We start from the raw sequence: 15392 nt of genomic DNA, 5'->3' as shown, positions 1-15392 counted from the left end.
CCATTCTTCCGGGAGCCTCCTCCACTGCCTGAGCAGCCTGCCTGAGCAGTTTCGAGCACGCTCCGGAACCGGCACGACACCCCTCGCTCCTCTCCAGGTGAGGGCCGAGCAGGGGGCGCTCGGGCCGGACCCACAGCACGTTTTCTCTCTTCCGCCGTACCCGGCGGGACCACCGCCCCGACACGGTCCACCAAAGACAGGACCGCTGCCGGACAGCACAACCGGTCGCCGAGCCAGATGGCCGACGTCCGCTCCAGGGAAGGACCCTTCGTGAGCGACACCACCGATCTGATGGGCGTGACTGCCGACAACAGCGTCGACACCGCCGCGCCCGCCGCAGGTGCTGCCACTGGCACCACCGCACGGCGCCGCCGCTCCGGCACCGGCCTCGAGGGCATGGTCCTGGCCGAGCTGCAGCAGGTCGCGTCCGGCCTCGGCATCAGGGGCACCGCGCGCATGCGCAAGAGCCAACTGATCGAGGTCATCAAGGAGGCGCAGGCCGGCGGAGGATCCGCCGCGCCCGCCCCGTCGGCCGACGCCGCCGAGACCAAGCCGAAGCGTCGCGCCACCTCCAAGGCCCGTACGGGCGAGACCGCCGCCGAGGCAGCGCCGAAGGCCGAGAAGGCCGAGAAGGCCGAGCCGGTCGCCCAGCAGCAGATCGAGATCCCGGGTCAGCCGGCCTCCGACGACGCCCCGGCCGGCGAGCGCCGCCGCCGTCGCGCCACCGCCCCCGCCGGTTCGCCGGAGGGCGAGGCCAAGGCCGAGGCCGCCACGGTCGTCAAGACCGAGGCCCGCCCCGAGACCCGTACCGAGACCAGGACCGACACGCAGGCCGACGCCAGGGCCGAGGCCGCCGCCGACACCGCCGAGGGCCGTGGCCGTCGCGACCGCGGTGAGCGGGGCGAGCGCGGTGACCGCGGCGAGCGCCGCGACCGCCGGGACCGCCAGCGCGACCGCGGCAAGGGCGACGACCAGCAGGGCGGTGGCCAGGGCGGCCAGCGCAAGGAGCGCCAGGGCCAGGGCCAGGGTCAGGGTCAGCCGCAGGGCCAGCAGGCCGGTCCGCAGGACGACTACGACGACGAGGCGGGCGGCCGTCGCGGCCGGCGCGGGCGCTACCGCGACCGCCGTGGCCGTCGCGGCCGTGACGACTTCGCCGCCGGCGAGCCGCAGGTCTCCGAGGACGACGTCCTGATCCCGGTCGCGGGCATCCTCGACATCCTCGACAACTACGCGTTCATCCGGACCTCCGGCTACCTGCCCGGCCCGAACGACGTGTACGTCTCCCTCGCCCAGGTCCGCAAGAGCGGCCTGCGCAAGGGCGACCACGTCACCGGTGCCGTGCGCCAGCCGAAGGACGGCGAGCGCCGCGAGAAGTTCAACGCGCTGGTGCGCCTCGACTCGGTCAACGGCATGGCGCCGGAGTCCGGCCGCGGCCGCCCCGAGTTCAACAAGCTCACCCCGCTCTACCCGCAGGACCGGCTCCGTCTGGAGACCGACCCGGGCGTGCTGACCACGCGGATCATCGACCTCGTGTCGCCGATCGGCAAGGGCCAGCGCGGTCTGATCGTGGCCCCGCCGAAGACCGGCAAGACCATGATCATGCAGGCGATCGCCAACGCGATCACCCACAACAACCCCGAGTGCCACCTGATGGTCGTCCTGGTCGACGAGCGTCCGGAAGAGGTCACCGACATGCAGCGGTCGGTCAAGGGCGAGGTCATCTCCTCGACCTTCGACCGCCCGGCCGAGGACCACACCACCGTCGCCGAGCTGGCCATCGAGCGCGCCAAGCGCCTCGTGGAGCTGGGTCACGACGTGGTCGTCCTGCTCGACTCCATCACCCGTCTGGGCCGCGCGTACAACCTCGCGGCGCCCGCCTCCGGCCGCATCCTGTCCGGTGGTGTCGACTCGACCGCGCTCTACCCGCCGAAGCGCTTCTTCGGTGCCGCGCGCAACATCGAGGACGGCGGCTCGCTGACCATCCTGGCCACCGCGCTGGTCGACACCGGCTCGCGCATGGACGAGGTGATCTTCGAGGAGTTCAAGGGCACCGGCAACATGGAGCTCAAGCTCGACCGGAAGCTCGCCGACAAGCGCATCTTCCCGGCCGTCGACGTCGACGCCTCGGGTACGCGCAAGGAGGAGATCCTGCTCGGCAGCGACGAGCTCTCCATCACCTGGAAGCTGCGCCGTGTGCTGCACGCGCTCGACCAGCAGCAGGCGATCGAGCTGCTCCTCGACAAGATGAAGCAGACGAAGTCGAACGCCGAGTTCCTGCTCCAGATCCAGAAGACGACGCCCGGCGCCAACAACGACTGACGTCGACGTCGCCGCGTAGGAGCACCCCGCGCCCACCGTGTCCGCACGGTGGGCGCGGTCTTTTTATGAGTCGTTGCTCACCGAAACCTCACAGGCTCATATGCAACCCTTTCGGGTGGTTCGCCGTCACACAAGGTGAACCACAGGCCCGAGGGGAAGACGATGAGCGAGCAGAACAAGAGCGGCCGCATAGCCGGTCCCGGCCCCGGCCGCCGGCGCAAGGCGCCCGCCAGGGGCCGCCGCGCGGCGACCGTCACCGCCTGGGGCGCCGCCGTGCTCGTCCTCGCCGGAGGCTCCGCACTCGGCTACGTCTACCACCGCCTCGACGGCAACCTCCAGGGCGTCGACATCAACGGCCAGCTCGGCAAGGACCGCCCCGCGGACACCGACAACGGCTCCATGGACATCCTCGTCCTCGGCTCCGACTCCCGCTCCGGCGCCAACGGCGCCTACGGCAGGGACGAGGGCACCGCCCGCTCCGACACCGCGATGGTGGTCCACGTCCACGAGGGCCACAAGAAGGCATCCGTGGTCTCCATACCGCGCGACACCCTCGTCGAACGCCCGCGGTGCACCGACGGCAAGGGCGCCACCGTGCCCGCCGCGCACCGGGCCATGTTCAACACGGCGTACGAGGTCGGCGGCCCCGCCTGCGCCGTGAAGACCGTCGAGGCCATGTCCGGCATCCGCATGGACCACTACATCGAGGTCGACTTCACCGGCTTCACCAAGCTCGTCGACGAGCTCGGCGGCGTCCGCATCACCACCACCCGGGCCATCGAGGACTCCAAGAGCCACCTCGACCTCGCCCCGGGCACCCACACCCTCGACGGCGAGCAGGCCCTCGGCCTGGTCCGCACCCGCAAGGGCGTCGGCGACGGCAGCGACCTCGGCCGCATCCAGCTCCAGCAGGCATTCATGAGGGCCTTCATCGACCAGGTGAAGAGCGTCGGCGTCCTCTCGAACCCCAAGACCCTGCTCGACCTCGCCGACACCGCCACCAAGGCCATCACGCCCGACTCCGAGCTGGACGGCGTCAAGGAGCTCATGGGCTTCGCCAAGGGCCTGTCCGCACTCGGCGCCGACGACGTCCACATGATCACGCTGCCGGTCGAGTACGACCCCCTCGACCCCAACCGGGTCGTGCCCCTCCAGGCCCAGGGCCGGCAGGTCTGGAAGGCCCTCAAGGCCGACAAGCCGATCCCGGCGACGGCCACCAAGGACGCGGCCACCGGCAAGGCCGACGGCGTCGTCCGGTAGCCCCGGACCGCCTGACAGCGGTCAGGAATAGTTCCGGCCCGACCCCGGTTTTGGGAGATGCGGCCGGTCCTGGCAGACTGGTACGTCGGCCCCGGTTCACGCAGGTGCATCCCGCACGGGCGACCCGGAGCCCTCCCGAAACTAGGAGACACCTTGAAGCGCGAGATCCACCCCGAGTACGTCGAGACCCAGGTGAGCTGCACCTGCGGCGCGTCGTTCACCACCCGTAGCACCCTGACCGAGGGCACCATCCGTGCCGAGGTCTGCTCCGAGTGCCACCCGTTCTACACGGGCAAGCAGAAGATCCTCGACACCGGTGGCCGCGTGGCCCGCTTCGAGGCCCGCTTCGGCAAGGCTGCCGGCTCCGCCCAGAAGTAGCGAGCCACTGCGCCGGTCTTCGGCTGCCCCTGCGCGGGGCGGCCGGGACCGGCGCTTTGCCGTCCCGTAGCAACTTACGAAACACCAGGAGCCCCCGATGTTCGAGGCGGTCGAGGAACTGGTCGGCGAACACGCCGACCTCGAGAAGAAGCTCGCCGATCCTTCGGTTCACGCCGACCAGGCCAACGCGCGCAAGCTGAACAAGCGGTACGCCGAGCTGACCCCGATCGTCGCCACCTACCGCTCCTGGAAGCAGACCGGTGACGACATCGAGACCGCCCGCGAGCTGGCGCACGACGACCCGGACTTCGCCGCCGAGGTGAAGGAGCTGGAGAAGCAGCGCGAGGAGCTGACCGACAAGCTGCGGCTGCTGCTCGTCCCGCGCGACCCCAGCGACGACAAGGACGTCATCCTGGAGATCAAGGCCGGCGCCGGCGGCGACGAGTCCGCCCTCTTCGCCGGCGACCTGCTGCGGATGTATCTCCGCTACGCCGAGCGCGTCGGCTGGAAGACCGAGATCATCGACGCCACCGAGTCCGAGCTCGGCGGCTACAAGGACGTCCAGGTCGCCGTCAAGACCAAGGGCGGCAACGGGGCCACCGAGCCCGGCCAGGGCGTCTGGGCGCGACTGAAGTACGAGGGCGGCGTGCACCGCGTGCAGCGCGTGCCCGCCACCGAGTCGCAGGGCCGCATCCACACCTCCGCGGCCGGCGTGCTCGTCACGCCGGAGGCCGAGGAGGTCGAGGTCGAGATCCACGCCAACGACCTGCGCATCGACGTCTACCGCTCGTCCGGCCCCGGCGGCCAGTCCGTCAACACGACCGACTCCGCCGTCCGCATCACCCACCTGCCGACCGGCATCGTCGCCTCCTGCCAGAACGAGAAGAGCCAGCTCCAGAACAAGGAGCAGGCCATGCGCATCCTGCGCTCCCGGCTGCTCGCCGCCGCGCAGGAGAAGGCCGAGGCCGAGGCCGCCGACGCCCGCCGCAGCCAGGTCCGCACCGTCGACCGCTCCGAGAAGATCCGGACGTACAACTACCCGGAGAACCGCATCTCGGACCACCGCGTCGGCTTCAAGGCGTACAACCTGGACCAGGTGCTCGACGGCGAGCTCGACGCGGTCATCCAGGCATGCGTCGACGCCGACGCGGCGGCCAAGCTGGCCGGCGCGTAGGGCGAGCCCGTCCGGCCGGCCCCGTCCGTCGGCCCCGGCGCGGCCCGCCCGCCGCGCCGGGCCGCCGCCCCAAGCCCCACCCCGCACCCCGCACCACGGAGGACCAGCGTGAACCTGCTGCTTGCCGAGGTGGCCCAGGCCACCCAGCGGCTGGCCGACGCCGGCGTTCCCTCACCGCGTTTCGACGCCGAGGAGCTCGCCGCGTTCGTGCACGGCGTCAAGCGGGGGGAGCTGCACAACGTCAAGGACGCGGACTTCGACGCCCGCTACTGGGAGGCCATCGCCCGCCGCGAGGCGCGCGAGCCGCTCCAGCACATCACCGGCCGGGCGTTCTTCCGCTACCTGGAGCTCCAGGTCGGTCCCGGCGTCTTCGTGCCGCGCCCCGAGACCGAGTCGGTCGTCGGCTGGGCCATAGACGCCGTACGGGCCATGGACGTCGTCGAGCCGCTCATCGTCGACCTGTGCACCGGATCCGGCGCCATCGCGCTCGCCATGGCGCAGGAGGTGCCGCGCTCGCGCGTGCACGCCGTGGAGCTCTCCGACGACGCGCTCGTGTGGACCCGCAGGAACGCCGAGGGCTCGCGCGTCACCGTCCACCAGGGCGACGCCCTGACCGCGCTGCCGGAGCTCGACGGCCAGGTCGACCTGGTGATCTCCAACCCGCCGTACATCCCGCTCACCGAGTGGGAGTACGTGGCGCCCGAGGCCCGCGACCACGACCCGGAGATGGCCCTGTTCTCCGGCGAGGACGGCCTGGACACGATCCGGGGCATCGAGCGCACCGCCCACCGGCTGCTGCGGCCCGGCGGGCTCGTCGTCGTCGAGCACGCGGACACGCAGGGGGGCCAGGTGCCGTGGATCTTCAACGAGGAGGCCGGCTGGACGGACGCCGCCGACCACCCGGACCTCAACAACCGGCCGCGCTTCGCGACCGCCCGCAAGGCGACCCCATGACCAGGCACGACGCGTACGAGGAGGCAGGCGAGTAATGGCTCGGCGATACGACTGCAACGAGACGACGGACCGTGCCACGGGTCTGCGCGAGGCCGCGTCCGCCGTCCGCCGCGGCGAGCTGGTCGTGCTTCCCACCGACACGGTGTACGGGATCGGGGCGGACGCGTTCAGCGGGGAGGCCGTCGCGGACCTGCTCGCGGCCAAGGGCCGCGGCCGGAACATGCCGACGCCCGTCCTGATCGGCTCCCCGAACACCCTGCACGGGCTCGTCACCGACTTCTCCGAGCACGCCTGGGAGCTCGTCGACGCCTACTGGCCGGGGGCCCTGACCCTGGTCGCCCGGCACCAGCCGTCGCTCCAGTGGAACCTGGGCGACACCCGCGGCACGGTCGCGATCCGCATGCCGCTGCACCCGGTCGCCATCGAGCTGCTCACCGAGGTCGGCCCGATGGCGGTCTCCTCGGCGAACTCGGCCGGGCACCCGGCGCCCGAGGACTGCGACGCGGCGCAGGGCATGCTCGGCGACTCGGTCTCCGTCTACCTCGACGGCGGCCCGACGCCCGGCAACGTGCCCTCGTCCATCGTCGACGTGACGGGCAAGGTGCCGGTGCTGCTGCGCGAGGGCGCGCTGACGGCGGAAGAGCTCCGGCGGGTGGTACCCGACCTCGAGGTGGCCAGTTGACCGCCCCTGAGGGGCGTGGCATAGCGGGGCACGAGCACGACGGCAGTACCTTCCGCATCCTCCACGTCAGCACCGGCAACGTCTGCCGCTCGCCGATCACCGAGCGGCTGACCCGCCATGCCCTGATCGACCGCCTCGGCGACCCCCTGGGCGGCGGCCTGATCGTGGAGAGCGCGGGCACGTGGGGCCACGAGGGCGCGCCGATGGAGGCCAACGCGGAGCTGGTCCTCGCCGACTTCGGCGCGGACGCCAGCGGCTTCGTGGGCCGCGAGCTCCTCGACGAGCACGTCATCCGCGCGGACCTGGTCCTCACCGCGACCCGCGACCACCGCGCGCAGGTCATCTCGATGGGCCACTCGGCGGGCCTGCGCACCTTCACCCTGAAGGAGTTCACCCGCCTCGTCCGCGCCATAGACCCCGCGACCCTCCCCGACCCCATGGGCGCCAACGGCACGGTCGACCGCGCCCGCGCCTTGGTCCGCGCGGCCGCGGCTCTACGCGGGTGGCTCCTCGCCCCGTCGGCGGAGGCGGACGAGGTCAACGACCCGTACGGCGCCCCCATCACCTTCTTCCGCTCCATCGGCGACGAAATCCAGCAGGCTCTCGACCCGGTGGTGACGGCGCTGACGGGGGTGCCGGCGCGGCGCTGACGGGGGTGCCGGCCAAGCGGTAGGGGCCACCTGGCGCAGTGGGGGAGCGGGGGCGGGGTGGTGTGCCTACAGTGGTTTTCTGGCCATGCTCCTCACCGCACGGAGTGCCCCATGCCGGTCACCGCACCTCCCGAAGACGAACTCGACGTGCTGCGCCGTCAGGACCCCGAAGTGGCCGACGTGCTGCTGGGGGAGGCGCGGCGGCAGGGGGACAGTCTGCAACTGATCGCCGCGGAGAACTTCACCTCCCCGGCCGTGCTGGCCGCGCTCGGATCGCGGCTCGCCAACAAGTACGCCGAGGGCTATCCGGGCGCCCGGCACCACGGCGGGTGCGAGTACGCGGACGCCGCCGAGCGGATCGCCGTCGAACGGGCCAAGGCGCTCTTCGGCGCCGAGCACGCGAACGTACAGGCGCACTCGGGGTCCTCCGCCGTGCTCGCCGCGTACGCCGCGCTGCTGCGGCCCGGTGACACCGTGCTGGCCATGGGGCTCGCGTACGGCGGGCACCTCACCCACGGCTCGCCCGCGAACTTCTCGGGCCGCTGGTTCGACTTCGTCCCGTACGGCGTCGACGCCGAGACCGGACTCATCGACTACGAGCAGGTCGCGGCCCTCGCCCGGCACCACCGGCCCAAGGCGATCGTCTGCGGCTCCATCTCCTATCCGCGCCATCCGGACTACGCGATTTTCCGCCACATCGCCGACGAGGTGGGCGCCTATCTCATCGTCGACGCCGCCCACCCCCTGGGCCTGGTCGCCGGCGGCGCCGCCCCGAACCCCGTCCCGTACGCCGACATCGTCTGCGGCACCACGCACAAGGTGCTGCGCGGTCCCCGCGGCGGTCTGGTGCTGTGCGGGGCCGAGCTCGCCCACCAGGTGGACCGGGCCGTGTTCCCGTTCACGCAGGGCGGCGCGCAGATGCACACGATCGCGGCCAAGGCGGTGGCCTTCGGCGAGGCGGAGACACCGGCCTTCTCGGCGTACGCCCATCGGGTGGTCGACAACGCGCGCCTCCTCGCCGCCGCACTCGCCGCCGAGGGCTTCGCGCCGACCACCGGCGGCACGGACACCCATCTCATCACCGCCGACACCGCCCCGCTCGGCGTCGACGGCCGCACCGCCCGCTCCCGGCTCGCCGCCGCCGGCATCGTGCTCGACACCTGCGCGCTGCCGTACGGGGACGGGCGCGGCATCCGGCTCGGCACCGCCGCCGTCACCACGCAGGGGATGGGGGCGCCCGAGATGGCGAGGATCGCCGCGCTGTTCACCGCCGCGCTGCGGGACGACGCGGAGGAGACGGCCGGGGTACGGGCGGAGGTACGCGAGCTTGCCGGGCGATTTCCTCCGTATGGACCCCCGTATGGGCGGTGAAGGGGCCGCTTCCGGAGCCCGGGGGAACCGTTCCGGCCGTCCGCGTGTCCTCGACCATGGGGACGGCCCGGCTAGGGTGTGGGGCTGAGATGGCCAGCGATTCCTGTGGGGCAGCCCGTGCGTGATTACCTGCTGACGCTCTGTGTCACGGCTGCGGTGACCTATCTGCTCACCGGTCCGGTGCGGAAGTTCGCCATCGCGACCGGGGCGATGCCGGAGATCCGCGCCCGCGACGTACACCGAGAACCGACTCCGCGGCTCGGTGGCATCGCCATGTTCTTCGGGCTGTGCGCGGGACTTCTCGTCGCCGACCACCTGCAGAACCTCAACAGCGTCTTCGAGCTCTCCAACGAGCCCCGCGCGCTGCTCTCCGGTGCCGCCCTGATCTGGCTGATCGGCGTCCTCGACGACAAGTTCGAGCTGGACGCGCTGATCAAGCTGGGCGCGCAGATGATCTCCGCCGGCGTGATGGTGATCCAGGGTCTGACGATCCTGTGGCTGCCGATCCCCGGCGTCGGCACGGTCGCCCTCACCCAGTGGCAGGGCACGCTGCTCACCGTCGCCCTGGTCGTCCTCACCATCAACGCGGTCAACTTCGTCGACGGTCTGGACGGTCTGGCCGCCGGCATGGTCTGCATCGCCGCCGCCGCCTTCTTCCTCTACGCGTACCGGATCTGGTTCGGCTACACGATCGAGGCGGCCGCCCCCGCGACCCTCTTCGCCGCCATCCTCATGGGCATGTGCCTGGGCTTCCTGCCGCACAACATGCACCCGGCGCGGATCTTCATGGGCGACTCCGGCTCGATGCTGATCGGTCTGATCCTGGCCGCCTCGGCCATCTCCATCACGGGCCAGGTCGACCCGGACGCGCTGAAGATCTTCGAGGGCTCGACGAAGGCGGCCACCCACGCCGCCCTGCCGGTCTTCATCCCGCTGGTGCTGCCGCTGACCATCATCGCGATCCCGATGGCCGACCTGGTGCTCGCGATCGTGCGCCGTACGTGGAAGGGCCAGTCGCCGTTCGCCGCGGACCGGGGGCACCTGCACCACCGGCTCCTGGAGATCGGGCACTCGCACAGCCGCGCGGTGCTGATCATGTACTTCTGGTCGGCGCTGATCGCCTTCGGGACGCTGGCCTACTCCGTGCACTCCACGTCGATGTGGATCGTCCTCGCCGTGGTCTTCCTGAGCGCGGTCGGTCTGGTGCTGCTCCTGCTGCCGCGCTTCTCGCCGCGCGCCCCGCGCTGGGCGGAGGCGGTCGTCCCGCCGCGCTACCGGCGCCGCAAGGCCGAGCCGGCTCCCGAGGAGGCCGTGGAGCCCTCGGAGCCCTCGGAGGACCGGGTGCCCGTCCCCGCCGGGGTCAACGGGGCGACCGCCATCGGTCACCGTTCGCGGTTCTCCGACCGGAGTAAGGCCGGGGCGCGAGGTTGACGAAAGCCCCATCCGGCGCCAATACCAGACAAGACGCCTCTCTGTCCTGCACACACGCGCGCAGTAGCTCTCACGTGTGACAGTTGGCACACCCTCTGGGTAAAGACCTATTCAAATAGTTTGTGATACGGTTCACGAGACCCGGCGACAGAGCCGAAGGACCGTAGTGCGACGGTCCGTCGGCCCCGAGACCCACCTCGGACCGGGCTTACGCTCGTCCATGACGACACCATCGCCCCCTCCAGCAAGCGGAGACACCGCCATGCCGTCCAACGACGCACGCACCCTGCTGCACACCGCCGTGCCCACCGCAGCCGTCGGCGCCATCGCCACGGTCGTCAGCGGTGTGGTCGCCGGTGGCAAGGGCGCGCTCGGCGCCGCCATCGGCACCGCGGTCGTGATCCTCTTCATGGGCATCGGGCTGGTGGTTCTGCAGCGGACGGCGAAGAAGCTTCCGCAGCTCTTCCAGGCCATGGGGCTGATGCTGTACACGGCCCAGCTCCTGGTCCTCTTCATCTTCCTGGCCTTGCTGAAGGACACCTCGGCGTTCGACTTCAAGGCCTTCGCCTTCACGCTGCTCGCCACGACCATCGTGTGGGTCGCCGCCCAGGCCCGGGCCTATATGAAGGCCAAGATCATGTACGTCGAGCCCGAGAACACGGGGCCGAAGTCGTGAAGGGTAGGGCCGGGATAAAGACGCGTTCGGCTTCCTGCTATCGTCCGGTGCCAACTGCGGCACTGCGGGCGCGGGCATCCGAAGCGGCGCCTGTCCCAGCGCGAGGCTCGATGCCGAACCGCCGCCCCCTTATCCGTAAGACCAGTCCAGTGCCGACCCGCGGCTGCGTGCCGCGCCGACACAACGAGGTTGCCGTACCTATGCGCCACGCTGAAGGAGCCCGCGGTGAGTGCTGACCAGACGCTTGCCTTCGACCCGGATTGCCACATCTTCACTCCTTGTGGCTTCCCGGCGCCGGGCCTGCACACGTTCATGTACGAGCCCATCTTCTCCGTGGGTGGCTTCGACTTCTCCAAGCCGATGCTGCTCGCCATCCTGGGTTCGATCGTGGTCGTCGGCTTCTTCTGGGCCGCTTTCAACAAGCCCAAGCTGATTCCCGGCAAGATGCAGATGGTCGGCGAGGCCGGTTACGACTTCGTGCGCCGCGGCATCGTCTACGAGATCATCGGCAAGAAGGACGGCGAGAAGTACGTCCCGCTGATGGTGTCGCTGTTCTTCTTCGTGTGGATCATGAACCTCTGGTCCATCATCCCGCTCGCGCAGTTCCCGGTCACCTCGCTGATCGCCTTCCCGGCGGCCCTCGCGCTGATCGTCTACGTGCTCTGGATCTCGCTGACCTTCAAGAAGCACGGCTTCGTGGGCGGCTGGAAGAACATCACCGGTTACGACAAGTCGCTCGGCCCGATCCTTCCTCTGGTCGTCGTCCTCGAGTTCTTCTCGAACCTGCTCATCCGGCCCTTCACGCACGCGGTCCGACTGTTCGCGAACATGTTCGCCGGTCACCTGCTGATCGTGATGTTCTCGCTGGCGACCTACTACCTCATGAACGGGCTGGGCTTCGTCTACGCCGGCGCCTCGTTCGTGATGGTCATCATCATGACCGCCTTCGAGCTCTTCATCCAGGCCGTCCAGGCGTACGTCTTCGTCCTCCTGGCCTGCAGCTACGTCCAGGGCGCGCTCTCCGAGCACCACTGAGCCGGCCCGGCAGCAGCACCACCCCCCTTACCAACAGTCGTCCGGTGGCCAACCCCCACCGGGTCCTTGAAAGAGAAGGAAGAACCGGCATGTCCGCTCTCGAGACTCTCGCCGCCGTCAACGGAAACGTCGCCTCGATCGGCTACGGCCTCGCGGCCATCGGCCCCGGCGTCGGCGTCGGCATCATCTTCGGTAACGGCACCCAGGCCCTCGCCCGTCAGCCCGAGGCGGCCGGCCTGATCCGTACCAACCAGATCATGGGTTTCGCGTTCTGTGAGGCGCTCGCCCTCATCGGCATCGTCATGGGCTTCGTCTACAAGTAAGCCGGACCGACAGCCCATACCTTTTTACGGAAGGCACTGATGTGAACGCTCTGCTTCTTGCGGCAGCGGCGGAGGAGCAGCCTCCGCTCATCCCGCATCTCGACGAGCTCGTCATCGGCCTGATCGCCTTCGTCATCGTCTTCGGCTTCCTCGCCAAGAAGCTCCTCCCGAACATCAACAAGGTTCTGGACGAGCGCCGCGAGGCCATCGAGGGTGGCATCGAGAAGGCCGAGTCGGCCCAGATCGAGGCTCAGAGTGTGCTGGAGCAGTACAAGGCTCAGCTCGCCGAGGCCCGCCACGAGGCCGCGCGTCTCCGCCAGGAGGCGACGGAGCAGGGCACCGCGATCATCCAGGAGATGAAGGCGGAAGGCCAGCGCCAGCGCGAGGAGATCATCGCGGCCGGTCACGCCCAGATCGAGGCCGACCGCAAGGCCGCGTCCGCCGCGCTGCGTCAGGACGTGGGCAAGCTCGCCACCGACCTGGCCGCGAAGCTGGTCGGCGAGGCCCTCGAGGACCACGCCCGCCAGAGCCGCACCATCGACCGCTTCCTCGACGAGCTCGAGGAGAAGGCCGAGGCCGTCCGATGAACGGAGCGAGCCGCGAGGCACTGGGCGCCGCACGCGAGGCCCTCGACGCGCTGACGGACAACACGTCGGTCGACGCGGGCAAGCTCGCGGGCGAGCTGGCTGCCGTCACCGCGCTGCTCGACCGCGAGGTGTCGCTGCGTCGGGTCCTGACCGACCCGGCGCAGTCGGGCGAGGCCAAGGCCGCGCTCGCGCAGCGACTCCTCTCCGGTCAGGTGGGCGGCGAGACCGTCGACCTGGTCTCCGGAATGGTCCGCTCCCGCTGGTCGCGCTCGCGCGACCTGGTCGACGCGGTCGAGGAGCTGGCGAACACCGCCGACCTCACCGCCGCCCAGAAGGCGGGACGCCTCGACGACGTCGAGGACGAGCTGTTCCGTTTCGGCCGGATCGTCTCCTCCAGCACCGAGCTCCGCTCGGCGCTGACGGACAAGGCCGCGAAGGCCACCGCCAAGGGCGAGCTGCTGCGCAGCCTGCTCGGCGGCAAGGCCAACCCCGTCACCGAGCGCCTGATCGTCCGTCTCGTGACGCAGCCCCGGGGACGTAGCCTGGAAGCGGGACTCGAGTCCCTGTCCAAGCTCGCCGCGGCGCGCCGGGACCGGATGGTCGCCGTCGTCACCTCGGCGGTGCCGCTCAGCGACCAGCAGAAGCAGCGCCTCGGCGTCGTGCTGGCCAAGCTGTACGGCCGCCAGATGCACCTGAACCTGGATGTGGACCCCACGGTCCTCGGCGGGATCTCGGTGCGGGTGGGCGACGAGGTCATCAACGGCACCATCGCCGACCGCCTCGACGAGGCGACCCGGCGACTCGCCGGCTGATCTCGGCCACAACTCAAGAAGCATCACCAGCGGCCCGGTTGGGCCGTGCAGAGATTGCAGAAGATTCCTGGGGGTCGGCCCCCAGACCCCTTAAGAAACTTCGGGCCCAACAAGGAGAGCAGGGAACCCAGATGGCGGAGCTCACGATCCGGCCGGAGGAGATCCGGGACGCGCTGGAGAACTTCGTCCAGTCGTACCAGCCGGACGCGGCCTCGCGCGAGGAGGTCGGCACGGTCAGCCTGGCCGGCGACGGTATCGCGAAGGTCGAGGGTCTTCCCTCGGCCATGGCGAACGAGCTGCTGAAGTTCGAGGACGGAACCCTCGGCCTCGCGCTGAACCTGGAAGAGCGCGAGATCGGTGCGATCGTCCTCGGCGAGTTCAGCGGCATCGAGGAGGGACAGTCGGTGCAGCGCACCGGCGAGGTCCTCTCCGTCGGTGTCGGTGAGGGATACCTGGGTCGCGTCGTCGACCCGCTCGGCAACCCGATCGACGGTCTCGGCGAGATCGCGACCGAGGGCCGCCGTGCCCTCGAGCTGCAGGCGCCCGGCGTCATGCAGCGCAAGTCGGTCCACGAGCCGATGGAGACCGGCTACAAGGCCGTCGACGCCATGACCCCGGTCGGCCGTGGTCAGCGTCAGCTCATCATCGGCGACCGCCAGACCGGCAAGACCGCCCTGGCCGTCGACACGATCATCAACCAGCGCGACAACTGGCGCTCGGGCGACGTGAACAAGCAGGTTCGCTGCATCTACGTCGCCATCGGCCAGAAGGGCTCCACCATCGCGTCCGTGCGCGCGGCCCTCGAAGAGGCCGGCGCGCTCGAGTACACGACGATCGTCGCCGCCCCGGCGTCCGACCCGGCCGGCTTCAAGTACCTCGCCCCGTACACCGGCTCGGCCATCGGCCAGCACTGGATGTACCAGGGCAAGCACGTCCTGATCGTCTTCGACGACCTGTCGAAGCAGGCCGACGCCTACCGCGCCGTGTCGCTGCTGCTGCGCCGCCCGCCGGGCCGTGAGGCATACCCGGGTGACGTCTTCTACCTGCACTCCCGCCTGCTCGAGCGCTGCGCCAAGCTCTCGGACGAGCTGGGTGCCGGTTCGATGACCGGTCTGCCGATCGTCGAGACCAAGGCCAACGACGTCTCGGCGTTCATCCCGACCAACGTCATCTCCATCACGGACGGCCAGTGCTTCCTGGAGTCCGACCTGTTCAACGCCGGTCAGCGTCCGGCCCTGAACGTCGGTATCTCCGTCTCGCGTGTCGGTGGCTCGGCCCAGCACAAGGCGATGAAGCAGATCTCCGGCCGCCTCCGCGTGGACCTGGCCCAGTTCCGTGAGCTGGAGGCGTTCGCCGCCTTCGGTTCCGACCTGGACGCCGCGTCGAAGGCGCAGCTCGAGCGCGGTCAGCGGATGGTCGAGCTGCTGAAGCAGCCGCAGTACCAGCCGATGGCCACGGAGAACCAGGTCGTCTCCATCTGGGCCGGCACCACCGGCAAGATGGACGACGTCCCGGTCGCCGACATCCGTCGCTTCGAGGCCGAGATGCTGGCGTACCTGCGCCAGAACCACTCGGGCCTCATGACCTCCATCCGTGAGGGCGGCAAGATGTCGGACGACACGCTGCAGTCCGTCGCCGACGCGATCGCGGAGTTCAAGAAGCAGTTCGAGACCTCTGACGGCAAGCTTCTCGGCGACGACGCCTCCGCCGTCAACGTCTCGAAGTGACGACGGAAGGGAC

General features: G+C 70.2%; 15 protein-coding genes. All 15 read left to right on the top strand.

Features of this window, described 5'->3' with window-relative positions; all coding sequences use genetic code 11:
• Positions 1-270 precede the first annotated feature (270 nt).
• The 15 genes from rho to atpA all read left to right on the top strand — a co-directional run bounded on the left by rho (position 271) and on the right by atpA (position 15379).
• Entirely contained in the window at positions 271-2319 is a 2049-nt protein-coding gene (gene rho, locus ABZ135_RS17885; RefSeq protein ID WP_356696713.1) for a transcription termination factor Rho, read from the top strand.
• Positions 2320-2481: 162 nt separating this feature from the next.
• Positions 2482-3579 carry an LCP family protein gene (locus tag ABZ135_RS17880; RefSeq protein WP_356696711.1) on the top strand — a complete coding sequence of 366 codons (1098 nt, stop codon included), beginning with the start codon at positions 2482-2484 and terminating at the stop codon, positions 3577-3579.
• 153 nt (positions 3580-3732) lie between these two features.
• Positions 3733-3957, top strand: a complete 225-nt coding sequence (rpmE, locus tag ABZ135_RS17875) for a 50S ribosomal protein L31 (protein WP_150231713.1) — start codon at positions 3733-3735, stop codon at positions 3955-3957.
• A 97-nt stretch (positions 3958-4054) separates the two neighbouring features.
• Positions 4055-5131, top strand: coding sequence for a peptide chain release factor 1 (gene prfA, locus ABZ135_RS17870; RefSeq protein ID WP_356696709.1), 1077 nt, complete (start codon positions 4055-4057; stop codon positions 5129-5131).
• A gap of 108 nt (positions 5132-5239) precedes the next feature.
• On the top strand, positions 5240-6085 hold the full coding sequence (prmC, locus tag ABZ135_RS17865; protein ID WP_356696707.1) for a peptide chain release factor N(5)-glutamine methyltransferase: 846 nt from the start codon (positions 5240-5242) through the stop codon (positions 6083-6085).
• 34 nt (positions 6086-6119) lie between these two features.
• Positions 6120-6767 carry an L-threonylcarbamoyladenylate synthase gene (locus ABZ135_RS17860; protein ID WP_356696705.1) on the top strand — a complete coding sequence of 216 codons (648 nt, stop codon included), beginning with the start codon at positions 6120-6122 and terminating at the stop codon, positions 6765-6767.
• Positions 6764-7417: a protein-tyrosine-phosphatase gene (locus tag ABZ135_RS17855; protein ID WP_356696703.1), complete on the top strand. Its 654-nt coding sequence runs from the start codon at positions 6764-6766 to the stop codon at positions 7415-7417. Before ABZ135_RS17860 ends, ABZ135_RS17855 begins: the two co-directional genes overlap by 4 nt.
• A gap of 111 nt (positions 7418-7528) precedes the next feature.
• Positions 7529-8788 (top strand): serine hydroxymethyltransferase, encoded by a 1260-nt coding sequence (gene glyA, locus ABZ135_RS17850; RefSeq protein ID WP_356696701.1) that lies wholly within the window; start codon positions 7529-7531, stop codon positions 8786-8788.
• Positions 8789-8905: 117 nt separating this feature from the next.
• Positions 8906-10219 carry an MraY family glycosyltransferase gene (locus tag ABZ135_RS17845; protein WP_356696699.1) on the top strand — a complete coding sequence of 438 codons (1314 nt, stop codon included), beginning with the start codon at positions 8906-8908 and terminating at the stop codon, positions 10217-10219.
• A 262-nt stretch (positions 10220-10481) separates the two neighbouring features.
• Positions 10482-10895 (top strand): hypothetical protein, encoded by a 414-nt coding sequence (locus ABZ135_RS17840; RefSeq protein ID WP_356696697.1) that lies wholly within the window; start codon positions 10482-10484, stop codon positions 10893-10895.
• 225 nt (positions 10896-11120) lie between these two features.
• The gene (atpB, locus tag ABZ135_RS17835) at positions 11121-11930 is read left to right on the top strand and encodes a F0F1 ATP synthase subunit A (RefSeq protein WP_356696695.1); all 810 of its coding nucleotides are present in this window, start codon (positions 11121-11123) and stop codon (positions 11928-11930) included.
• A gap of 89 nt (positions 11931-12019) precedes the next feature.
• The gene (gene atpE / locus ABZ135_RS17830; RefSeq protein WP_010474382.1) at positions 12020-12253 is read left to right on the top strand and encodes an ATP synthase F0 subunit C; all 234 of its coding nucleotides are present in this window, start codon (positions 12020-12022) and stop codon (positions 12251-12253) included.
• A gap of 41 nt (positions 12254-12294) precedes the next feature.
• A complete protein-coding gene (locus ABZ135_RS17825; protein WP_356696693.1) occupies positions 12295-12840 on the top strand; it encodes a F0F1 ATP synthase subunit B in 546 nt (181 codons plus the stop codon).
• Entirely contained in the window at positions 12837-13652 is an 816-nt protein-coding gene (locus ABZ135_RS17820) for a F0F1 ATP synthase subunit delta (RefSeq protein ID WP_356696691.1), read from the top strand. The genes ABZ135_RS17825 and ABZ135_RS17820 overlap by 4 nt, the downstream gene beginning before the upstream one ends.
• 131 nt (positions 13653-13783) lie before the next feature.
• Positions 13784-15379 carry a F0F1 ATP synthase subunit alpha gene (atpA, locus tag ABZ135_RS17815; protein ID WP_356696689.1) on the top strand — a complete coding sequence of 532 codons (1596 nt, stop codon included), beginning with the start codon at positions 13784-13786 and terminating at the stop codon, positions 15377-15379.
• Positions 15380-15392: the final 13 nt, after the last annotated feature.

Origin of the sequence: Streptomyces sp. NPDC006339, assembly GCF_040612775.1 — a bacterium.
Lineage (GTDB): Bacteria > Actinomycetota > Actinomycetes > Streptomycetales > Streptomycetaceae > Streptomyces.
Note: the sequence above shows the minus strand (reverse complement) of the source record. Positions and strands in the feature narration are given on the sequence as shown.